Source organism: Polystyrenella longa (genome assembly GCF_007750395.1).
Taxonomy (GTDB): domain Bacteria; phylum Planctomycetota; class Planctomycetia; order Planctomycetales; family Planctomycetaceae; genus Polystyrenella; species Polystyrenella longa.
In genome coordinates this window covers 3,650,334-3,673,859 of record NZ_CP036281.1, presented here as the reverse complement: position 1 = coordinate 3,673,859, position 23,526 = coordinate 3,650,334, and the positions used below count along the sequence as shown (strand labels likewise).

At 50.0% G+C, this 23,526-nt stretch carries 14 protein-coding genes; 8 read left to right on the top strand and 6 right to left on the bottom strand.

Features of this window, described 5'->3' with window-relative positions:
* Positions 1-2: 2 nt before the first annotated feature.
* Positions 3-1,469, bottom strand: a complete 1,467-nt coding sequence (locus Pla110_RS13605) for a sulfatase family protein (RefSeq protein ID WP_144996295.1) — start codon at positions 1,467-1,469, stop codon at positions 3-5.
* A gap of 154 nt (positions 1,470-1,623) precedes the next feature.
* Between Pla110_RS13605 and Pla110_RS13600 the strand changes: the two genes are divergently transcribed.
* Positions 1,624-3,072, top strand: coding sequence for a sulfatase (locus Pla110_RS13600; protein WP_144996294.1), 1,449 nt, complete (start codon positions 1,624-1,626; stop codon positions 3,070-3,072).
* 88 nt (positions 3,073-3,160) lie between these two features.
* Positions 3,161-3,904 (top strand): alpha/beta hydrolase, encoded by a 744-nt coding sequence (locus Pla110_RS13595; protein WP_197440191.1) that lies wholly within the window; start codon positions 3,161-3,163, stop codon positions 3,902-3,904.
* A 30-nt stretch (positions 3,905-3,934) separates the two neighbouring features.
* Here the strand turns inward: Pla110_RS13595 and Pla110_RS13590 are convergent, their stop codons facing one another.
* The 3 genes from Pla110_RS13590 to Pla110_RS13580 form a co-directional block, all read right to left on the bottom strand.
* Positions 3,935-4,453: a YfcE family phosphodiesterase gene (locus Pla110_RS13590; protein WP_144996293.1), complete on the bottom strand. Its 519-nt coding sequence runs from the start codon at positions 4,451-4,453 to the stop codon at positions 3,935-3,937.
* A gap of 144 nt (positions 4,454-4,597) precedes the next feature.
* Complete coding sequence (locus Pla110_RS13585) at positions 4,598-10,564, bottom strand: nidogen-like domain-containing protein (RefSeq protein ID WP_144996292.1); 5,967 nt, start codon at positions 10,562-10,564, stop codon at positions 4,598-4,600.
* Between the two features lie 892 nt (positions 10,565-11,456).
* Positions 11,457-12,326, bottom strand: coding sequence for a hypothetical protein (locus tag Pla110_RS13580; protein WP_144996291.1), 870 nt, complete (start codon positions 12,324-12,326; stop codon positions 11,457-11,459).
* Between the two features lie 717 nt (positions 12,327-13,043).
* On the opposite strand from Pla110_RS13580, the gene Pla110_RS13575 reads away from it, so the two are divergent.
* The 3 genes from Pla110_RS13575 to Pla110_RS13565 all read left to right on the top strand — a co-directional run bounded on the left by Pla110_RS13575 (position 13,044) and on the right by Pla110_RS13565 (position 16,207).
* Positions 13,044-13,529, top strand: a complete 486-nt coding sequence (locus tag Pla110_RS13575) for a TadE/TadG family type IV pilus assembly protein (RefSeq protein WP_144996290.1) — start codon at positions 13,044-13,046, stop codon at positions 13,527-13,529.
* A gap of 91 nt (positions 13,530-13,620) precedes the next feature.
* Positions 13,621-14,124 carry a TadE/TadG family type IV pilus assembly protein gene (locus Pla110_RS13570; RefSeq protein WP_144996289.1) on the top strand — a complete coding sequence of 168 codons (504 nt, stop codon included), beginning with the start codon at positions 13,621-13,623 and terminating at the stop codon, positions 14,122-14,124.
* 172 nt (positions 14,125-14,296) lie between these two features.
* Complete coding sequence (locus tag Pla110_RS13565; protein ID WP_144996288.1) at positions 14,297-16,207, top strand: pilus assembly protein TadG-related protein; 1,911 nt, start codon at positions 14,297-14,299, stop codon at positions 16,205-16,207.
* 125 nt (positions 16,208-16,332) lie between these two features.
* Here the strand turns inward: Pla110_RS13565 and Pla110_RS13560 are convergent, their stop codons facing one another.
* Positions 16,333-17,721, bottom strand: coding sequence for a hypothetical protein (locus Pla110_RS13560; RefSeq protein ID WP_197440190.1), 1,389 nt, complete (start codon positions 17,719-17,721; stop codon positions 16,333-16,335).
* A gap of 71 nt (positions 17,722-17,792) precedes the next feature.
* Entirely contained in the window at positions 17,793-18,974 is a 1,182-nt protein-coding gene (locus tag Pla110_RS13555) for a TMEM43 family protein (RefSeq protein WP_144996287.1), read from the bottom strand.
* A 195-nt stretch (positions 18,975-19,169) separates the two neighbouring features.
* On the opposite strand from Pla110_RS13555, the gene Pla110_RS13550 reads away from it, so the two are divergent.
* From Pla110_RS13550 to eno, 3 genes are all read left to right on the top strand, one after another.
* Positions 19,170-20,228: an Ldh family oxidoreductase gene (locus Pla110_RS13550; RefSeq protein ID WP_197440189.1), complete on the top strand. Its 1,059-nt coding sequence runs from the start codon at positions 19,170-19,172 to the stop codon at positions 20,226-20,228.
* 184 nt (positions 20,229-20,412) lie between these two features.
* On the top strand, positions 20,413-21,816 hold the full coding sequence (locus tag Pla110_RS13545) for a mandelate racemase/muconate lactonizing enzyme family protein (protein ID WP_144996285.1): 1,404 nt from the start codon (positions 20,413-20,415) through the stop codon (positions 21,814-21,816).
* A 333-nt stretch (positions 21,817-22,149) separates the two neighbouring features.
* Positions 22,150-23,415 (top strand): phosphopyruvate hydratase, encoded by a 1,266-nt coding sequence (gene eno / locus Pla110_RS13540; RefSeq protein WP_144996284.1) that lies wholly within the window; start codon positions 22,150-22,152, stop codon positions 23,413-23,415.
* Positions 23,416-23,526: the final 111 nt, after the last annotated feature.

The window sequence follows — 23,526 nt, the reverse complement described above, 5'->3', positions numbered from 1 at the left end:
GACTATTGCAATTCCTTGTCAAGTTTCTTCAGCTTATCACGCATCGTGTTGAGGTCTGCCTGAGATTCCGGGTTGTTAACGAGGTTATTAACTTCCAGAGGATCCTGTTTCAGGTTGTAGAGCTCCTCGTGGACTGGTTCAGTTTCAATATAGCGGACATATTTCCAATCTTCAGTACGAACGCCTTCAGATTTCGGAATCGCATGGTGGGCGAAGCGATGCTCATAAAGAAACTCGTGCCGCCAATCAACTTTTTCCTGTTTCGTAATCGGAATCAGACTGCGGCCTTGTACGGTTGCGGGAGCATCGACTCCAGCGAGATCCATAATCGTCGGTGCGACATCAATGCTGAGTACCATTTCGTCATGAACCTGACCTCGTTCACTGTCGGGTTGTCTCGGATCGAAAATGATCATGGGAATGCGAATCGATTCCTCATGTATAAACCATTTTCCGGCCAGACCGCGTTCTCCCAGGTAAAACCCATGGTCGGAAGAGAAGACAATGATGCTATTATCTGCCTTGCCAGATTCTTCCAGTTGCTGACGCACTTTTCCCAGTAATTCATCGATACCACTGACAAGCCGATAGTAATTCTTAACGGACTCATTCCATTTCTCTTCGGTATTAAATCGGCGATGCCAGCGGGTGCGGGATTCTGAGTTCTGCAGGAAATCGGGCAACTGTTGGAAGTATTTCTCGTTTAACAATTCGCTGCGAGGCAGTACTGTGTCTGCATACTGGTTGTCATATTTAACGTCGGCAGGGAATTGGTCGTCATGGTCCTGATCCTGGCAATGGGCCGCTTTGGTGTAAATTTGCAGGCAGAAAGGACGGTTAGTGGGAACCTCTTCTAGAAATTCGACTGCCTTCTCGGCCAGCTTGGCTGTCTGGTGTTCGCCGGGTTGATCTTTTTTCCCTTCTGGATAATAGGACCCCTGTCCCGGAAAACCGCGGTAGTCGTCGAACATTTCTGCTGGCATTTTCGTACCAATGCCCCATTTACCGACGAGGCCAGTGTAGTAGCCCGCTTCACGAAGTAACACAGGAAAGGCAATGTTAATCTGCTCGTCCGTCAGGGGCGTTCTGAAGCTGGTGATGTGATGCCGACGCTCGTATTGTCCCAGAATAAAACTGGCTCGGCTCGTCATGCAAATCGCCGTGGTGCAAAACGCATTTTTAAACAGGTGCCCTTCCGAGGCAAGCTTGTCCAACTCTGGTGTTTCAATCACTGGGTTGCCCATGCAGCCCATAGCATCGGCTCGTTGATCATCCGTTAGAATGAATATGATATTTGGTCGGGCTGATTCGTCGGCCGCGAAGGCTGGCCGAGTGCTGCTGGAGAGAGCTAACAGTCCCATCAGAAACGCGATAGTGAATCGAGCAGAAATGCGAGAATAGATCATGGTTGATGAGTCACCAGTTGGAGTCGCGGAATTATTAGTGTATGTTTTAAGGTAGTCGTCCATCTTACTGGAATCCAGAATAAAAGTACAAATGCGACCCCCAAATTCTCTCAGGTTGGGTAACCGGTGCTGCTAGAATGAGGAAGATGTTTCCTCGAAAAATCTCATGACGGATGGACGCCCCACGCGTTCCCTACCTCCATAAGAAAGAAAACTGATGCGTTCATTATTGCCAGGGAAGTGGAGTTGGTCTCTGTTCGTCGCGCTGTCTCTCTTTGTGAGTCACCTGTTAGTAAGCGATTCTTTGTTTGCTCAGGACGATCAGAAACAAACAGCACCTCCGAATGTCATCCTCTTTCTGGCGGACGATATGGGATGGCGGGACCTCGCCTGTTATGGAAATGAGTTCCATGAAACACCCAACATTGACCAACTTGCGGCAGACGGAATTCGCTTCACCGATGCATACGCGGCTTGTCCCGTTTGTTCTCCCACGCGGGCAAGCATTCTAACGGGAAACTATCCCGCGACGATCAATCTTACGGACTTCATTCCGGGCCATTATCGTCCCTTTGCCAAACTGACAGTGCCCGAATTCAACCAGCAACTTCCCGACACTCAGGAAACGCTTGCCGAGATCATGAAGTCGGCGAACTATCAAACGGGTAGTTTTGGAAAATGGCACCTGGGGGGACAAGGTTCGTTGCCACCCGATCATGGATTCACGGATTGGGTTGTCAGTGGCGGGCGTCACTTCTATCCGAATTTCCGCACTAATCCCGGGCGTAAAATTGAAGATGGGACTTATCTCGCCGATTTCCTGACATCGGAAGCGGAACGATTTCTGGAAGAGAATCAGGATCGACCCTTTTTCCTGTACCTGCCCCATTACGCAGTACATATTCCACTCGAGGCTAAGAAGGAACTCATTAAAAAGTATGAAGACAAACAGAAACCTGCCTACGGTGTGAATAATCCTATTTATGCAGCCATGGTAGAACACCTTGATCAGTCCGTGGGAAGACTCACACAGAAGTTGGAAGAACTTGATCTGGCAGAGAATACGATCTTCATTTTCTATTCTGACAATGGGGGGCTCTTCAAACGATTCGATGGAAATGGTCCCGATGTCATGTCGAACGAACCTCTGCGGGCGGAGAAGGGGACTCTCTATGAAGGGGGAGTTCGCGTTCCGTTTATCGTTCGCTGGCCGGGAAAGGTGCAGGCGGGGACGGAGTCGGCAGCACCTGTTTGCAGTGTTGATCTGTTACCGACGATTGTGGAAATGACGGGTCAGTCAAATCAACAGAAAAAACAGACCGATGGTGTCAGTCTCGCTTCTCTGATTTTAAAACAGGAACCACTCGCCGAGCGGAGTTTGTATTGGCATTACCCGCACTATCACCATTGCGACCCTTCCGGTTCAATTCGCAGCGGAAGATACAAGCTGATTGAAGACTTCCAAGAGGGGCGTCTGGAACTGTACGATCTGGAAACAGATCTCGGCGAAATACACAATCTGGCCGAGGAAAAACCGGAACTCGCAGCGACAATGCAGCAACAACTTGCCGACTGGCGAGCAATAGTCGGCGCAAACATGCCAGTGAAAAACCCGGGCTGGAACCCCAAACGGGCGGAAGAGTGGCATCGCCGCCCTCGAAAATAGCGGAGTTATCTATTAGTGTAAGACGACCGTACGAGAAGAAAAAATCGCCCCCGATAGATAACAAAACAGCAACAGGAACACCGAATTCATGATACAGAGTGAAACCGTTCAGTTGGGACAACTGACGTGCCGCACCGTCGACGCCCTGCCCGAAAATCAACAGCCCGAGGTTGTCGTTGTCCTCTGTCATGGATTTGGAGCCCCGGGCACTGATTTGGTGCCTTTGTCCTCCGAGTTACTCGGTGCGATTCCGGATCTCAACGAGAAAGTACAATTTGTCTTTCCAGAAGCTCCTCTGTCTCTCGCTCCTTATGGCTATGGTGACGGACGTGCCTGGTGGATGATTGACATGATGGCACTCCAGCGAGCGATGGAAGAGGGCGACTTCCGTGATTTTCGAGGTGGTGAACCCGAAGGGATGGCGGAATCACGTGCATTGTTACAGGAAACACTGGAAGCGATCCGCGAACGGACAGGCTTGGGGTGGGACAAAATTGTGCTGGGTGGCTTCTCTCAAGGAGCGATGCTGACGACGGACATCACACTCCGATTAAATGAAAATCCTGCAGGACTGGTGATCTACTCCGGAACACTTCTTAATGAAGCGGAATGGACTCGATTGGCTCCACAGCGAGCGGGATTGAATGTGATTCAGAGCCACGGTCTACAGGATCCAATTTTGCCTTATAACGGAGCCGAATTGCTGAGAGACATGCTGACCAACGCGGGCGTCGAAGTCGAGTTTATCCCTTTCCCCAGTGTGCATACAATTACAGCTGAGGGGTTGCAGAGTCTGGTCGGAATGCTGCGCACTCTCTGCAGTGACACATAGCCGAAGCTGTTCACGTGGACGGAGGTGGATTCAGGGAATCATATCTGGAACTGGGGGTGGTTCCGGGAGTGGATAGAATTCGACTTTGCGTGTTGTCGTATCGAGAACGGCGATTTGAGGTTTACGTGAGATCCAACCACTGCATTCCCCCGGATTTATAGTGATCATGCCCGAAGCGGTCGTTGCGAAGTGAGCTCGATGTGTGTGTGATGAGACAACCACATCGATGTTCTGGAGCTGATTCCGGGCCATGTCCGGATTATGCGTGAGGAGAATCCGCACACCATCCGGTGTCTGAATACAGAAGGGAGGCTCACCGATCTCTCCGATGATTCTCAGACCACCTGCGATACCGATTCGGTTGCCATCATTGTCGCCCCAGCAGGCGATGAACTTTCCTCGTAACCGGCGTAATGGTGGAATCACCAGTGGGGATACCAGGTCGCCGGCGAATAAGACATACTCGCACCCAAGATGATTGAATGTATTCACGGCGTGTCGCACATTATCGATATGATCGTGCGTATCGCCGAACAAGCCCACTAGCATGGTTGGACAGATCAATAGAAGCAGTATGGATTGGAGTGGAACAGGGACAGCCTGGCTCCTCGACCATTACTTTAGCATGGTCGAGGAGATTAGTCAGCCACTCCTAGAGAGAATGGTTCCGAGTTCAGCAGGAACTCATTCGGTTCATACCCAGATATCTTCGTCAGAAAGCAGGCTGAAGGAGTCATCCACCGATTTGTCGTCGATGACTGGCTCTTCAGCATATACGACTGCTGCTTTCGACTTTGGCATTCCTTCTTCTGTCACAGGCATGAACGCGAATCGGGATTTCCAAGGTGAAGACGAGCCTGACGATGCCTGACCGGAATTTGATCCAGTAGATGCAGTCGTATTCGTAGGTGTTTGACCTGGCGGCGTTGCTGCAATCAGAGGAGCAGGAGCATCATTGTCGAGAATAAAGACCGTTGCCTGTTGGAAGTCGTTCAACTCATCGCCACCAGTAATTGAATCGATGTCGATGATAATCGATTCTCGAATTTCAATCAGTCTCTCATCGATAGCGAAGATCGTGATCGATCCACTCGATTCGCCAGGCAAGATGATGATCTGCTCGGAGGAAACTTGATAATCCGTTCCCAGCACTGCTGAACCACTGAAACTGAACTCAATCAGAATTATGCCATCATCGGGGTGCCCTACAATGCTGGCGACGATCGTTCGAGATTCACCTTCTGTGAAGTTGAGAGACGGGCTCTCAAGGACTTCCAGTGTTACCTGTGGGTTACGACCGCCCGTGTTACCACCGTTTCCGCCACCGGTCGAGAGTCCAAATGCGAGCGAATTCAACGTATCTTCGATCCCGGTGAACCCTTCATTCTCGACATAGACGTCCGTGACATGGCTCACATCGACATCGTCGGCTGACCCATAGATACCATCAGGGCCAAGACCGATTGTATTTGAAAGGTCACCACCCTGGTCGATCAGGTTTTCCGTTGGATTGGTCTGATCCGTATGGAACAACCCAAAGAAATGCCCCGCTTCGTGTGAAGTGATATTCCCCACAGCCGTTCCGATAAGGTCGATAATGGACACGCCGGCGGCTAAAGGAATGGCATTAAGTGAGTTTGGATCATCGTTGGGACCGCTCAGGAAGTCGAGAAGAACCACAGCGGACTCTTCCTGATTAAAGTTACCCGGGTCGATGGACTCTGCGATACCAATAGTCGGTATTCCCAATTCAGCGATTGTTCCCCCCACAACGACTCGTGAGACATTGTCCTGACCGAAGGGATCTGCATCGTCACGGCTGTTCAGAATTTCGATGTCGAAATCACCGTTGATCCCCGTCGTGTCAAAGTCTCCGTTGTTACCATTTAACCGAATATCTGTTGAGATTGACCGTTCAAGTTCTGCCAGAATGGCATCAATGACGGCATCCTCATCTGCGGCAGTGAGGCCCCAGTCACCCAGAAAAGTGGTGAGAGGCGACAGTGTGACCGAACCGGAACCACCGAAGATGGAAGCGTCGAGAGTGGCACCATCAAAATCGATGAACAATGTCTGAACGGCGCCCGCAGCCTGAGTTTCCAGGTCGGGGCGGAAGACGCGGAACTGAGCCGAGTAATCGCCTGTGAATCCAGAAATCGCTACAGCATACGTTCCGGCTGTCGGAACAACATAGGCAATGGTTGCATTACCTCCACCGGGAAGAGGTGAAGCATTCGGGTAAATGGCACTCAAGTCTTGTGAGGAACCGACCCGTTCGGTTCCAGTGGGATCGAATAACTGGATCGTTGTAAGGGAGTTGAACCCAGTCACACCGATAACGTCTCCCGCTTCCAGATCAAACGAGTAGTAGTCAACATCGGAGAGGGAGCCCAAGTTACCCGAGACATCGGCTTGTGGGTCGTCGAGGATACCCGTACCAAATCCGTCAAGGAATTCCGCATCTGCTTGAGCATCGTTATCGCCCGATGTTCCGGAGCCTTCTCCTTCATTTACGTCGATCAAAGGACTTAGCTTGTTGGCATACGCAGTAATGATATGACGACCACCGTTAACAAATGCCACTTTGCGTTCACTGAGAGTTGCTAACCTGTGCAGTGGTACGCCACCTTCAAGTGAATTGGCTGCCCACGCAGGTAGGTCTGCATGTCCCGATTCTCCAACTCCCATCGCTGGTGATGGGTTGTCATTATCTGTCATGAAGACAGTCACTTGCTGGAGACCATTCAGTTCTCCTGCGGAGTCACTTGAAATAACGTCGACAATAATGCTCTCACGAATTTCAATCCGAGAGTCATCGATACCCGTAATCACTATCGAGCCCGATGTCTGACCTGCGGGAATCGTGATGAGTGTACTGGTTACGGTATAGTCGACATCAAGAATGGCTGTTCCGCTGAAGTCGAGTTGCACATTGGTATCAACATTCTGTGGGTGTCCAACGATTGTCGCGATGACTTCAATTGATCCCGCTTCGGAGATTTGGTAGTCAGCTGCCGTTTCCAGAGTAATCTGTTTACCGAAGATACCTGCAAAGTTACCAAAGTTGCGTTGCTCTTCTACTTCTCCATTGGCGAGTTCGACAATATGCGGACCGTCATTGATCGGCTCGGTTTGCACGAAGTCCTCTGGAATGATCTGACGAACGACAAAAGTGCCCGCTGCGAGCCCGGTGAATTCATAGAAACCAGTTTCGTCGATGTCAGGGGTTGAAGTATCATCCTCACGAGTGATGGAGGTGATCTCACCGACGTCCAAGTTTCCATTGTTGTTCGTGTCGAGATAAACCGTCACATCGGCAATACCTGGTTCGATGCTGGTAAAGCCAAAGTCTGTAACTCGAAACTCAAATTGAGTATTCGTAAAGGCAGCCAGTGTGTCAGGAGAGTTCGGCCGTCCCAAGCTGAAGTAATTGACGCCATCACCACTGTCGGCACCGATTTGGGCTCCCTGACCACCGAATCCACCATTGCTCTCGACTTCTCCTGTCGTCCATTCCATGTCGCCGTAAGAAAAGACAACAATATCTCCCTCAGGATCGTCTTCGATGTAGAGAGTGAAATTATTCAACTGGGTATCGTTAGCAAAGAAGTAACCGACACCCGGCCAGTCAATCTGGACGATGGGGTTTCCACGGGAACTCGTACCTCGGGCCAGATGCACTTCTGCACTGCCGGCACCCGTCGTGTCAACGTCTGCCCAGAAGGGAGCAATGATCGGCGTAAATGTAGGGAATCCGTCTGGAACGAAGTCAAACAAGGGAGCATCGAAAGTGATATTTCCGTTGTTGTTAATGTAAAATGAATCGTAAGTAGTGCCGTAGAATTCAAAATCAAATCCGAAATCAAGCAAATCTGTCGATAAGTCGTCATTCCGCTCCAGGATAACGTCGCCGATGTCCAGTAACTCGATGTTCGGGACCGTTCCCGTCTGCGAATCGCGAGTTCCGTTATTGTTTCGGTCTTCATAAACGAATCCGCTGATCGAACCGCCATCGACTCCGTCTTGAGTGGAGATGTCTAGCTGATACATCTGGGCAGCATCTTCCTGGCCGATGATGCGTACGTAGTAAGTACCGGAAGAGGGAAGGTCAAAAGTAAGTGTCTCCGGATTGCCGATTGCTGCTGCGTCCGCAGTCCCGAGTACGGTGATGCCATCACCATCAAGAAGCATGAATTCCAGGTTGGACTGTGCACCTGCATCGAAATCAGCCACATCGGCAGCGGTGTCGCCGTTCTGGTAGACGCCGCCAATAGGATTAACCGTGATCGTAACCGCTTGAGGGTACGAAATGTCGAAGAAGAAGTAATCCCGGTCGGCAGAACCATCGATGCTGAGACTGTTAATGACGCGAACCGTGTCGTCGACAAAACCTAGGTCGGTGGCAACACTCACGGTGTCGTTGCCAGTTCCAACTTCGAATCGGTCGCCGTATCCTCGGTTGGCAGCGAGGAGGTCATCGAATTGGGGGCCATCAAATGCCGTGCTGAGGAATGGTTCCATCAGTACCGTTTGATCAACGGGGAATTGATGTGCGAAACCAAGTCCGTGCCCCAGTTCGTGTGCAACTACGTTTCGTAGTACAAGAGAGTCACTGTTGGTGTTATCGAAAGTACTGTCAGAAGTATCGATCACCATTTCCCCGAAGTTCGGGAAGAAGTTGAAAGCCAGGACTCCAGAATCACCATCGATGGGACGTCCTCCAAGTCGGATATCAGCACGAGTATTCAGTACCCCTGCATTATCCAACTCAAAGTCACTACCGTCGTCGTACTCTACATATTCATAAGTAATGCCGGTCAGGTCCGCCCAGGAATCGAAAGAGGATTGAATGAAGGGGAACCAGGAGCGATTAGCGATATCTCCTGAACCGTCATCACCATAGATGTTGTCGAGGAACGAAATCAGGTTGGAGTTGGCACCTGTCCCGAGGGTGTAACTGTCAATGAAAGTACCGTCAGGAGCGATCGTCCATGTCAAAATGGTCGAATCACCCTGGGACAATACTCCTGCATCTGTTGCTGTCGTCGTCCATCGGTCGGCATCATCAAATACAAAGCTGTCAAACAAGTCCTGACCATCGACGATGCTCACCGGAATGACAATCTCACTGTCCGCGAGCCCGTCTGTCGCCGTAATGACAATACTGAATTCGCCAACAAAGTCATTGGCGGGGTCGATGGTCAGTTTAGAGCCATTCAGTTGAATGGCGACGTCTGCCTCTGCTGGAATCTCGGTGTTCCAAAGTAGAGAAGGGTCTTCGTAGTAAGCGGGATCAAGCTCGGCGACGAGCGCACTTTTCTCCAGGCTTCCATACCAGTAGTAGGCCTCGCCGTTGGGCAACATGTAGATCCAACCTCGAGACGTCTGGACATACTTCTCGTTGGCTCCGCGCAGGTTGTAAAAGTAGTTTTTACCCACTGTGCGAGCATCGGCGTGCAGACTGTACTCCTGATTCAACTGGACCGCGTCGGCGCCTTCGAGCATCGCACTGATGCTGATACTGTCGCCATCCAGGTCGTAGCTCTCGAGATCAATGGTGAAGTATTCACCTTTCTGAGCCGCTAGAATTTCGGCGACTTCTGCCTCGGTTGTTCCAGTATCAAACAGCACGTCCACAGCATGTTCGGGAATGCCGTCGGGATAAACCATAAACTCAACTTCACCTACATCCCTCAGGACAGGAGCGGAGTTCTGAACGTCGATCGTGTTGGTAGTTTGCCCAACTTGAAAACCGTCGGTGGCTACGATCGTGTAGTTAAATGTTCCCACGAAGCCTTTAGTGGGAGTGATCTGAATATCTTTCCCATTGACCTGAATACCAGCTTCTGCACCAGACCCCGATACATTCAAACTCTCATTCGCATTAAATAGCTTGGTGACATCTTCGTAATAACTTTCATCGAATTGAAAGTATTTGACGCTCTTCTCGAACGAACCATGCCAACGATATGCGGCTCCATCGGGTGTGATATAGAACCAGTGTTTGCCACCCTTGAAGTACTTCTCCTGTTGTCCACGATGGTTCAGGTAGAAGTCTTCCTTCAGAATCTTGTCTGTTGCATGAAAATCCCATTGTTCGTCGAGATCGGCCACCATCTGTTCCATGTCGGTGGAATCTGCGGCAGTGTAAAGCAATTCAGGATTGTCGTAATATTCAGTATCCAGGCTGGCGACGAGATGACTTTCGGACAGGTTACGGTTCCAGCGATAAACTTCTCCGTTCGGCAGGAGGAAGTACCAGCCAGTTTCACCCAGCATGTATTTTTCACCCTCACCTCGACGGTCAAAGTGATAATTGGTCCCTACATAGGTCTCGGTGGCGTACAAACCATGAAGTTCGTCAACTTTTTTCGCGACTAATTCCATAGGATCGGAGTTAATTCCAACTTCGTAGGTGACGGTTTCACCTGATTCGTTGGATTGATCCAAAGCCACGCTCACGCTCTGGGAATGGCTGGTTTCCTGATCCTGGGCCGGGCTTAGCTGCGCGGAGAACAGGTTAACCGAACTAAGCAGGGTGCGCGTTTCCAGCAGTTCAACAGCGCTACCTCCCCAATCTCCGGTAGGTTGCGTCTTACGGACAGGCTGTTGGGCACGAGTGAAGAAATTGACTGCGCGAGACCAGACAGATCGTTGCATTGGTACAGATACCTCTAGGCCAGATCAGGAATTCATCCCACAAAAACCGTTTTAGAACATAAGGAGCGAAGTTGCTTCCAAGATCGAACCCACTGTGGTTCACAGTGGATCATGATGAATGGGGCGGCTGTCAGGACATTGCTATCCTGTACGCGCGAACCTCGTCTGATGTTATTCAAATAGTTTTTGTACGGACGGTTTATCGAAGGTGATCAAATATGTCAGTTAGTTTTCCGTCCGTGATCTGGAGCCTTAGAGGCTGTTCGCCGGCTCCACTTTTGCTTCGTCAGTTTGATGCCGAAGCTATCAAATTAACAACGCAGGGCTCTTCTTATTCTCGCACAGTCCACAGACCGCTGTACAAGTACAAAACCACGATAGGGGTCGAAATGTCGCCATAATCACGGGTTTGTCTCAGAACGAATGCTGTACAGTGGAATATAGTGAAGTGAATCATTCAGAAATCTGGAATCAGATGGAGCAGACTGCGGAGGCAGCAATGCGATGTTCTGTTCCGGAATAAAGATGATTCTCCTTCGCGCGCAATCCAAAAAAATGTCACACACGGAAAGACAAATGACCTAATAAAGATCGGAGCCTCATCGGTGTGAAAGCAGGCGCCCCAGACAGACATCAAGCAATAGTGCAAAGAAACTGGCGAGTCTTCCCGTTGAGTGGTTGCTTGAAAGTCTACCGGTTATGCCGGTTGATTCGTTGAGGATAAGTTTGCGGAATCATCTCGATGATTCGTTGGAGGTACTTCCGAATCACGGAGAAAAAATAAAGCAGGGCAGGAAACCCTTATTGAGTTTCCTGCCCTGCTTCTGATTTGAAATACTGACTATTCTGACATTTGTGTCTCAGCCGATCAGGCCGATGGGCTCAGATGGTGTTACCGATTCGCTCGAATAACGGGTAAGACGAAATCGTCATTCTGAATCACATCAATTCTTCTCAGCTGTGATTTAGATTGGACCGTTTTCTCATTCAATTTCGTCAATACCATGTTGACTTGCTTCGTGACAACTTTTGATTCCGAAAATCGGGTTTCCAGAGGTTGTGCCTGGGCTACTATGGGAGGCGCATCTGCAATGACTAATCGTTTCGGTTCCGACCGGTTTCCACGGGCTTGATAGAAGGACTCCGGTTGCAAAGGTCGTGGTTCGGCTCGTTGGGGATGATGTGCTTCGTGATTGATCTGGTCAGGCTTACGTGATGGTTCAGCTCGAGAAAGTTCGACTTGCGGACTGCTGGGAATTATTGCAGGGGCATCACGGGGGTACTGCGGAATGTCATGTCTGTGGAGGTAGTGTGGAATGTCGTGGCGGCATTGATCACAGATGGGAGGTCCTCCGACACGCAGGTCGTGTTCTCCAAAGAGCGCGACGCTCTGGGTCAGGTTTCGTTGTCGAAACATTTGATCCTGGGCATACCAGAACTGATTCCATCGATTAAATTTTCGACCAACGGCATTCCAGGTACGTTTGGAATGATTGTGAATCTTATCTTTCAGGGAGAGTTCGCGACTTTGCGGGGAATAGAGGGGAGCCGACCCAGAAGAGTAATGATGGTGGGAAGAGTGTTGTTGACATTCTTCGCAGGGCGTTCCCGGCCCATGATCAGCGTGATACGCCGTCTGTTGAATTTCAGATGTGCGGGTGGGGAGTGGCTGCAGCATTTTCGTCTGAGCAGTCAACGAATCGGCGTAGAGCAACTGGAGCAATCCAGCGCAAGCAATTGTTAAACCGGTAAAGCGGTTCATTAATATGGCCCCCCACAGGCATGACCAGTACTGATTATTGTCAGTCTGGCTGGTAACTCTAACTGCAGTTATTCCAGTTCAATCGATAGTGGATGTCAACGTGATCCACTACTGGAATGCATCATGAACTGGTGTGTTCACGATTGGTCACTCCGGACGAAATGTCACCATGAACATCCGGAAGAAGACGCTATCACAACTATCGGTCATACCGATCAGAGGGGTTTAATCAATAATTCTGTTTCTTCCGGTGAACGACTGCAGTGTCACCCTCATGCGCATTCAGAACTTCTGATTTCGCTTTCCAAGGTTCCAGATAGACCAGCTACGAAAGAAAAACTGGCTTTCGTTGCCTTTCGAAGATTCCCCGTTTTCAGCCTGTTGTACTTTATTAGGAATCTAAGAATCGTGTTCCTAAATGGATGCAGTGTAGAGAGATACATTAAAGAAGAATTCTCAGGATGTACTCTCTTCCAGTTCAAATTGGCGAAGCAGAATTGCCAGAGTCTATGAATCACTGCCGCGTAGGTTCTCGACTTTAAAGAAAATTTCAGCACATGTCATTTTTACAAACTAGATTTTAGATACAGCGAACACCTCAAAAGGATGGATCCATCAGAAGTGTGAACGAATGTGATTTTCAGATTAACAATGGGAAGGCCTCCTGTTGCTTGTGAATGCAAGTGAGGCTGGTCCCGCTTCGATGGAGTCTCCGTCATGTTACGGACAATTCAGAAATCAAAGATACGGCATCAGGAATGTCGACGTGGAACCGCGCTCGTTGAAACGGCTGTGGTTTTACCTGTCTTCCTGATGTTTCTGTTTGCGATGTGGGAGTTCACCCATGCCTACATGGTATTGAACACCATCAACGCCGCCGCCACAAAAGCCGCGCGTTTTGGAGTCGCTCAAGAGGTCACGACACAACAAGTGTCCGATATGGCGGCATCGATTGTCGGAAATGCATTTGCTTCCAGCAACGCCACCATCATGGTGAAAGATGCTTCCGTGTTTGACGAAGCGAGTGTTGATCCCGATACCATCAGCTATGGAGACCTTCCCGACGTCGAATTGTCTCAGGCCGAACCACAACAGTTATTTGTCGTTCACATCGAAGTCCCTTACAACGACATCGCAATCATGTCCCCCTTCTGGGCGAAGAATCTTACGCTCAAAGGACAGGCAGTAATGCGTCACGAATAGTAGTAAATATGCCATGGCGAAAATATTCTGCCATGGGAGAACATTGACAACTTATTCCGAAATACAGAAACAATCCTTAAGCGAGTCAGTCATGAAAACGTCACCTCTTCACAGAATCAACAGCTTCCGTTGTTCCGAACAACGTCGCGGAGCGGCTGCCGTCGAGTTTGCACTCACGGCGCCGATTTTCCTGATTCTGATTCTCGGCGTTGTTGAAATCGGAACCGTTCTGGATGTCTCCAATAAGTTGGAAACTGCCGTTCGCGGTGGATGTCGACTCGCTTCGACCGACTGGGTTACCGTCGTGCCGGAAGGGGTGTCCTTGAACGAAAAAATCGTATCAGACATTGAGAACTACCTGCAGGCTGTTGGTGTTCCGAAAGAACATGTGGTCATTCAGATCGTTGGGGCCGAAGGCGATATGGAAGGTCAGCCATTCGACTTGAACGATCCTGACAATGAACATGGACTCTTTAAAGTCTCCGCCACAATTCCATACGGGAATGTCGGTACATTCTCCTCAAAATACATGACACAACGGGATGTCTCCGCCTCACTCGTGTTTCGTTCAGGTCGAGTGAACCTGTTTCAGTAGTCTGTATTAGCAAGATAAAAAGACAAAGCTGACAACGTATGAAAATGTCGTTCAGAGAAGGGCGACCTCCTAACAATATAACTATTTCACATCAGTATCTACTCACGATTTGTTGTCATCACGACTTGTTGGCGATTTTATCGATCAACCAGACTGGTAGAGAAGTAACAATATGAAAACTAAAGCGATCAAAACTCAGACTTCGACCCGTGACCAGGTTAATCATGACCGGCGTAAAGGTGCCTTCATGGCGTTTACGTTGTTCATTCTCATTGCGACCGCCGGGTTTCTTTCCATGAGTATCGACTTAAGTGTCGTTACGGTTACTCGAACTCGTATGCAAAACACTGCAGACGCCGCCGCTCTGGCTGCTTCTCAGGAAATCTCAATCGCGCTGGATGAACTTTCAGGCGACCTCGGTCAAGGGGGAGATGTTGGTGGTGGCGTGCAGGATGCGAATGTTTACGCTCAACAAAGAGCGAAAGACATGGCCGAAGAAATTGTGACCTTGAACGGGTTCTATCTCGACCCTGATCGTGACGTCGAATTCGGTCAACGTGTTCTGGATGACGATACCGGCGAAGCCAGTATCGTCTGGGGTCAGAGCCCATTTAATACAGTGAAAGTCACTGTTCGGAAATCAAACCCGGATAAAGATGCTCCTGACGCAAAACTCGATCTCTTCTTCGCCAAGATGCTTGATGAAGAGAATATTGCGATCGAAGTGAATGCGATTGCCTATATCGACGCTCGCGACTTGGTCGTAGTGATGGACTTCTCTGGCTCGATGAACTACGACAGTCTGTTTCGCTCGGACTCGATTAGCAAACTGGGGCAACCTGCGATCGAAACGAATCTACAAAACATCTGGAACGATTTGGGTTCACCTACCTATGGGAACATGGGATTTGCTAACGATTTTGTGACCATTCCTGAAGACTCAAGTAACAATCCTGATTTTGAAGTTACCTGGAAACACGACGTCGCCGAAGTTACTAGTGATCACCCCGTCTATCGGGTAAAAATCTACTTTGAAAGCGGTGGGAGTCAACAGTTCAATCTGTCGAACGTCTACAGCTATAATGCGAAAGGTACCGGCAGCAAGTCGGGACGGGTGATTGACAAGTTGCAAGTGAGGTATCGCAAAAACAATTCGAACGTAACCAAAACGATTGATTTTTACGATGACGACGACCTGAAACGGGGATTGGACTTATCCAACGTTAGTTATCCATACCCTTCCGGTTCGTGGAACGACTTTCTCGATCACTGCCTGAATGACAGCGACATCGAACGTGCTGGACATGAACGCACCTTCGGAATGATGAACCTGATTCACTATTGGATGGATGAACGCAGAGCTTATTCACAAACACCAGATCTCTATAAGGTTCGCCATTATCCATTCCATGCGGTGAAAGAGGGTGGTTCATTACTTTGCAATTACCTGGACAGCCTCGACTTTGGTGATCATCTCGGTCTGGTGACCTACGATACTTACCACCGGGTTGAATCCGTGTTAGTCTCCGATGGTTGGGTGCAGGATTCAGTTGACATCAGTTCGGATCCAATTACAGACAACTACGCAGCCATTAATACGATTCAAAGAAATAAACAGGCTGCTCACTATTATGCGACAACTAATGTCGGTGGTGGCCTGTCTCGGGCGATCGATCTACTCGATGCCCATGGTCGCTACGGTGCTCAGAAAACAATCCTGTTGATGACTGACGGTAACGCCAATACCAGTGACAACAACTGGGACTATCCTCCTGGCTTCGATATGGACGAGTTGACAGACTACAATGGTGACGGAACTGCCGACTATACCACGAGCAATACCCACAAAAAGTTCACCTTTGCGATGGCGAAAAAAGCAATCGACAAAGATTACACGATCCACACCATGAGTGTGGGAGCGAACGCCGACCGGGATTTCATGAAGGCGATTGCTTTTGCGGGTGACGGAATTTATGTAGATGTTCCAGGCGGAGCGACAATTGCATCAATGGAAGAACAGATGCTGGCTGCTTTTGCGAAGATCGCCGCCAATGTACCTCCACCCAAGTTGATGAATCCGTAAGCGGAGTTCTTCTCACTTACATAACGATTCTTGTCTGTGATGTGCACCTGTGATTGAAAAACCCCTCGAATTAATTCGAGGGGTTTTTCTTATGCGCGGTTAGGAATTGGTTCTCAATATTTCCGTTAAGGAGCTTCGGATTCGGTGAGTAGGGTCTCGATTTCTTTCATAAGAAACTTTTCTACATCGGGAGAGACACTCGATGCATTCTTTCCCGTTTCATATCCACCTTGCCAGTAGGCGATTTCTGTACCGATGTAAGAGCAGCCCCCTTGACCGTAAGCCGCCATACAGACGAAATGCTCTGGTCGCATTTTCTCGGCAGCCAGCGAGTATTCAACAAACATCTCGCCCGGCATATGAAGGATTTGTACGTTACCCAGTCTTAAAACACTGATCTCGGCATTCCATTCAGTTTGCGACCGCTCCCACCAGGATAGTTTCATGGCTGCACCGACGCGTGCCCGGTCACTGGCGGAATCATCATTGAGAATGTTAGCCAGCTCTTTCTCATTGCGATCTTCCGAAATGGGCAAAAGCACTTTATGTGCAACCCAACGACATTCTTCTTCAGTAATCGGTTGCTTCTCGACTCCGGACCAAGCTGATTCCATACCAGTACGTAACCGCTCCGCCAACACGGGTCGGTTTTCAGGACTGGCATCGTTATATTTTCCCGCCGCGACATTTCCCGCCGCACCTGTAAAGTGCACATGGAGAGCACTGGGGACTTCTTTGTCACGATCATTTCGAGCGATACCGACAAACTCACAGGTGACATCCCCTTTTCCGTAATGGCTTTGGGGATGGGTGGCGTAATACGAGAGGACGGCCAGCGGTGTCTCTGAATTCCAGAAACTGACCTGGTGCACGAACGGATCGATTACCCCTTCTGGAGCCGCAATAGCTTCTGCATCTCGGCTACTACTCCACCGCATCATCTTGACTTTCCCATCGTCGCCCAGCAAACGTCGGTTGGAAGCGACTTTTTCGACTTTGGCTTTGCTTGTTCCGATGTGCGTCACAGCCTCTGCTTCGCTCAGTGACGTCTTGATTGCCGCTGTTACGCGTTCGATTGTTTCCAGACAGAAGTCATTGTCAAAAAACATTCCGCCAAGTCCCACGGCTTGTAGCTTCTCTTCCGTCCCGAAATCACAGCGAGCACCATCATGCTGGTGTAATCCATGAACGGCGACTCGATCCGAAGTCGTTCCTGCAGCTGCAGCCAGCTTTTCTTTCCAGATGTCCTGCCCACTGTTATAGATACCAATCCAGTCAATGGCGCAGAGCACGACAGGTTTCTGGTTATCGAACGTCAGAACAATTCCCCGAGCCGACAGGGGATCCTGCACCGATCGCACGGAAGCATAAGCCACGGGGCCACCGATTTCCGGGGTCGCGTTGACGTTGAACTTGGCAATCTTGATCTCTGCCGACAGAGGAGCAGTCATCATTAAGAAGAAGGACAGACAGGACAAAGCCGAACGAGACAGTAGCCAGAAATTAAATCGCATGGTTCACCTATGAAGTTGAAATATGTTTAGCAAGTAGTCGCTCACAGACTCTAGTTGTCTGGCAGGCAGAATCAGGACTGCTGCCCGATTCTTTTGACAACCCGCAGCTTTCGCCAGAAATACCAGCCGGCAGCCACAATGGAAAACAGAACACCGACGATTAAAATCGTCCCCCACACCGGTTGATAATAGATCCAGGCGGCGGACATCACCAGCAAAGAGAGGAGAACCGCCGCGAGTGCAGACATGCGAACTGGTTCGAATTCAAACTGCAAATTACGAATATCGAGTTGTTCCAGCATACGGGTTCCTGGCAGAATTAAAAACCAGCATCCCGCCCACATTAAGAGTGCCCCTGTTAATCGGAACGCCCAGACCAGCCAGTTAATGGGCGCTTTCCCCTCCGGATAAAGTTCTTGCCAACTCGCTTTACCGACTTGCAATCGTTCAATAACTTCTCCGTCGCGGGTGATAAACGGTACCAGTATTCCGTCCGTTCCCTGCCGCGCAATCAGACTGACTGTTTGGTCGTCAGGGACGTAATAAAACTGCACGCGCAAGTCACCAGTACGAAAGGCTCGATTGGGATTACCCCAGATGATTTCATTGTTTATGGAATACCAACGTGCCGAATCATCGGAATCTAAGGTGTCATTCGTCTGACTTGATATGTTGGATCTGGGCTGCAAGAGACTAATGTCAAACCTGTCAGCTAGCAGCACCGGTTCAAATCGAGTCAATCGTTCCAGTAATGTTCGCCCCAGGTGGTGATCACCCAATTGCACACCTTCGGCATACCAACCGAAGGTGGTCACCGTCTGTGAAGGAATTGAATCCGTGACGCTCGGGACCGTGACCGCAGTCTGGTCGATCCAGCTACCGGGACGATAAGATCGCGGTTCCTGTGTGCTTTCCTCGAAAATCTGAACGCGTCGAAAGAGACGGAGTCCTGTAATTTCCAGGTTAAGCCAATCTTCTATTAATACATCTTTTGTTTTGAGAGAACCGGTGAGATGGATCACTCGGCCTTCAAAAGTGGCATCGAGTTTCTCCGCGGGATTGAGTTCGACGACAGCCGTTTCGTTCTGTAGCTGACTTTTAATCCGAGTCAGATTGTTCCATTCATTCACCCACAGAATGGCCCCGGCGAAGAGTGCGAAGACCAGACCGACGAACAGGAGTTTCAGTCCTTCCACGATTGCCGACGCCGGATACGTCGTAAGCTGATCCTGATTGTTTTTAGAAAGGCTCATCGCAGGATTGCATTTTCAATCGCGTCAGAATCAACGCGAGGGGAGACGAATAAAAGGACGCTTACAGTTGCACTTTGACCAGCCTATCCTACAAACTGTTTTCCACCAACCGAAAGCACCATGGATCAATCTGCGGCGCATTCCACTAAAAACCTGCCCCTTCACCCGGTAACACGTAACTCCAAGGAGCCTCTCTTGCGAAATCTACCCGCCCCGGAATTGACCTTATTCTGTCAGCAATTATTCAACGCGGCCGGTCTTTCTCTCGTTGATGCACAAGTGCTCGCGGAATCTGTCATCGGCTCGAGTCTCGTCGGTCATGATTCGCACGGCATCATGCTCGTAGGACGTTATGTCAACGAACTAATAAAGGGTGATGTCGATAAAGAATGTCGACTCACCTTCGAAAAAGAGTTCCCATCCACTGCTTGTATTAATGCCAACAATTCACAAGGGCACATCGCCAGCCAGCAGGTAACCAGGCTCGCTATTGATAAAGCCCTCAAACATGGTGTCGCCACAGTTACTGTCCACAATCTGGGCCACCTTGGACGATTAGGAACCTACGTTGAAATGGCGGCCATGCAGGACTGCGTTGCCATTGCGACGATCAATAATCATGGCGGAGCTACCTGGATGGCCCCTTTTGGTGGAACAGAACGCCGCCTACCCCCCAACCCAATTGCCATCGGGGCTCCCACGGGCGGGGAATTTCCACTCGTTCTCGATATGAGTGCCAGTAATGTCGCCGTGGGAAAATGCATTGTCGCTCAGGCAAAGGGGGAATCTATTCCTTTAGATTGGATTCTAGACCCACAGGGGAATCCCACGACGGATCCGTCTCAATTAGTCGGCCCCCCATCCGGCTCCTTGATTCCTCTCGGAGGTACGATTGCCGGGCATAAAGGTTACGCACTTGCTTTCATGATGGACATTCTGGGAGGTGCATTGTCGCCTGCAGGTTGTAGTCGCAGCACTGAATATATGTCACAGAACGGTTTTTTCCTGACGGTCCTCAAAATCGAAAACTTTGTCGAGCTGACGGACTTCCATAAAGAAGCGAACCAGTTGATCGACTGGGTGAAATCTTCTCCTACCGTCTCGCCCGATCGGGAAATTTTGGCACCCGGAGAATTTGAATACCGAATGCGTTTAGAACGCGTCGCCGAAGGAATTCCTGTTCCTGATCCGGTCTGTGAAGGCTATCGTAAAATGGCGGAAGAATTGGAAGTCGAAAATATTCTGGACCTGTAAGATCAGTGTCCGCTAATAACTTCGCTTCGATTTCTGTTGAAGATTCATCGATAAAAATAGAGTGCATGGTGGCAATCACTGCGTGAGTCATCAATAATCGTTGATGCGTCTTGCCCTTGTGCGCTCGCCTCAATGATAATTTTCACCGCTCCATTCGAGATTTTAGTTTCGGGGATTACGATTTATGCAACGTGCCAGACTTTGGGATATCGATCAACTCAGCCGCCGGGAATTCTTAGGGTCTGCTTTAATGGGCCTCGGTGCGCTGACCGTGGGCCGTGTTTTTGATGCTGCCACCTATGCCGCGGAGTTCGCTACCCAAGCCAATGGTTTAGAAATCACGGACGTCAAACGGGTCACGGTCGAGATCCCTTTTAGGGCCGCTCCCGAAAGAGCCATGCGACGCGAGTTGCCGCATTGGAAGTATACCGAGATCTTCGAAGTGACCCTCTCATCAGGTGCGAAGGGAGTCGGCGAAACGCTGCTGTATTATACCTGGGGTGTTTCTTCTGATGAAGATGTTCAGAGTGTAATGCATAAGAATGCCCTCGACGTTATGTGGGACGACGCACTCGGTGCCGGTTTGCAGATGGCCATCTTTGATGCGGTCGCGCGTAATGCCGGTGTGCCCGTGCATCGTCTGCTTGGAAAGCAAGTTAATGATGTGACGCCTCTTTCCTGGTGGAACATCGATACCTCACCCGAAGACATGGCGTCCGAATGCCGTCTGGCCTACGAGACGGGATACATGTCTTATAAAACCAAGGGCCGCCCCTGGTGGGACCTTTGGCGCCAACTCGAACTGTCAGTCAAAGAAGTTCCTTCCGAATTCAAAATCGACATGGACTTTAACGACACCCTCTGGAATGCGGAACTGGCGATTCCCATCATCAAAGAACTCGAGATGTACCCCCAGATCGATATCTACGAGTCTCCCATTCCTCAGCGGGATATCGAAGGGAACCAGAAAATCTGTGCCGCAACCAATGTGAAAATCGCCCATCACTACGGTTCTCCAGAACCTGTCGTTTCTATCCGCGAGAATGTTTGCGATGGCTACGTTGTCGGTGGTGGAGCAACCGGTGTGATGAAAGCAGGAGCCGTTTGCGAGATGGCCGACAAACCTTTCTGGTTGCAATTAGTGGGGACCGGTTTGACGGCAGCCTTCTCGCTCCACTTTGGGGCTGTGAATTCTCATGCGACTTGGCCCGCAGTGAATTGTCATCAGCTTTATGCTCATGATCTTCTGAAATCGACTATCAAAGTCCAGAACGGCGTGGCGGAAATCCCTCAGACTCCGGGTCTCGGATACAAAGTCGATTGGGACGTCGTTGAGAAATACAAAGTCGAAAAACCGGCTGAACGACCAAACCCGCCCCGCATGATGGTGACGATTTACCCCGATGGCCGGAAAATGTATTTCTCTTCCGCCAAAGAGGTCAACTTCCATCTCGCTCCTTCTATGCGAGAGGAAACGCCGTTCTTCGTGAAAGGGGTTACAGCCCAGTTCCTCCCCGACGATGGAACTGCGGAATGGCGGGAAATGTACGAAAAAGCGACCGAGGCCCCCGTACTGGTCGAGCCATAATAGAATAGAAATGGCTGGCGTGCCCTGGAAGTCTCCTGTGGTTAAGCAGGAGCCCTCCGTGGGGCTTAAATCGGGGCTGATTCCGGTTTTCAGGCGATCTTCATCGACTGTTCATCCCGGAGCATGGCAGGTCCGCGCTGAATTTGCTAAAAAGCGGGAGATCTGACCGTATTTTTGTCGCTGAGGAACCGTACCCCGGATCTGCTTGGCCGACTTGTTTGTCAATTATCTTTGCTAACCAATTTACAAGGTGGACCAGCTTTCGCTCGATTCCACCCACAGACAGATCAACTGTGTCTATATAGAACGTCGTTTTAGAAGGGTCTTCGATTAATGAGTATCAGCATCACTGGTGTACACGCCCGGGAAATTCTGGACAGCCGTGGAAATCCAACGGTAGAAGTCGACATTGAGCTGGAGGACGGCAGCGTTGGCCGTGCCGCAGTTCCAAGTGGTGCCAGTACCGGTACTCACGAAGCCTGCGAACTTCGCGATGGCGGAGATCGCTATCTGGGTAAAGGAGTTCGCGATGCCGTTCAAAACGTCAACGAACACCTGATCGACGTTCTGCTGGGAATGGATGCTTCTGACCAGGCTTCCATCGACCGAGCTATGATCGCCGCCGACGGAACTGAAAATAAATCAAAACTGGGTGCGAATGCCATTCTCGCCTGTTCACTCGCCTCGGCTCACGCTGCTGCCCGTGCCAGCTTCCTGCCCCTCTTCCGCTATGTCGGTGGTGTCGGTGCCTGTCGTCTGCCTGCCCCGATGATGAACATCATCAACGGTGGTGAGCACGCCAACAACGGAATCGATTTCCAGGAATTCATGGTCATGCCTCTTGGGTTCGATCGCTTCAGCGATGCCCTGCAGGCCGGAACAGAAGTTTTCCATCACCTGAAAAAAGTTCTTGCCGACAAAGGCCTGAGCACTGCCGTGGGTGATGAAGGTGGATTCGCTCCCGATCTTCCCAGTGGCGATGCTGCTATCGAAGTCATCCTGACTGCGATTGAAAACGCCGGCTACAAACCAGGGGATCAGATCAAAATCGCTTTGGATTGTGCTTCCTCTGAACTCTACGACGCCAGCAAAAAAACCTATACCCTCGAAGGCAAGTCTTTTGATTCGGGTGCTCTGGTTGATATGCTAGCCGGTTGGGTCGACAAATACCCCATCTGCTCTATCGAAGATGCTCTTGCAGAAGATGACTGGGATGGCTGGAAAGCTCTTACTGACGCCGTTGGTAACAAATGTCAGCTGGTTGGTGACGATCTGTTCGTGACCAATACCAAACGGCTGCAACAGGGTATCGATCAAGGCGTTGCCAATAGTATCCTCATCAAAGTCAACCAGATTGGTTCATTGACCGAGACGATCGAAGCAGTCGGACTAGCTGGACGCAACGGTTACACCTCTGTCATGTCGCACCGCTCCGGTGAGACCGAAGACACGACTATTGCTGATCTGGCTGTCGCACTGGGAACTGGACAGATCAAAACGGGTTCCGCTTCCCGAACTGACCGTATCTGCAAATACAACCAGCTACTCCGCATCGAAGAGATGCTGGAAGACAACGCTATCTACGGCGGTACAATCTAAACAGTCGGTGTAATCACCGTAAACTGATTGTAAGAATTACAGCAAAGGGGCGAACCAGAATCTTGGTTCCGCCCCTTTTTCGTTTGTATGGACATACTTGAACGAGGTCTA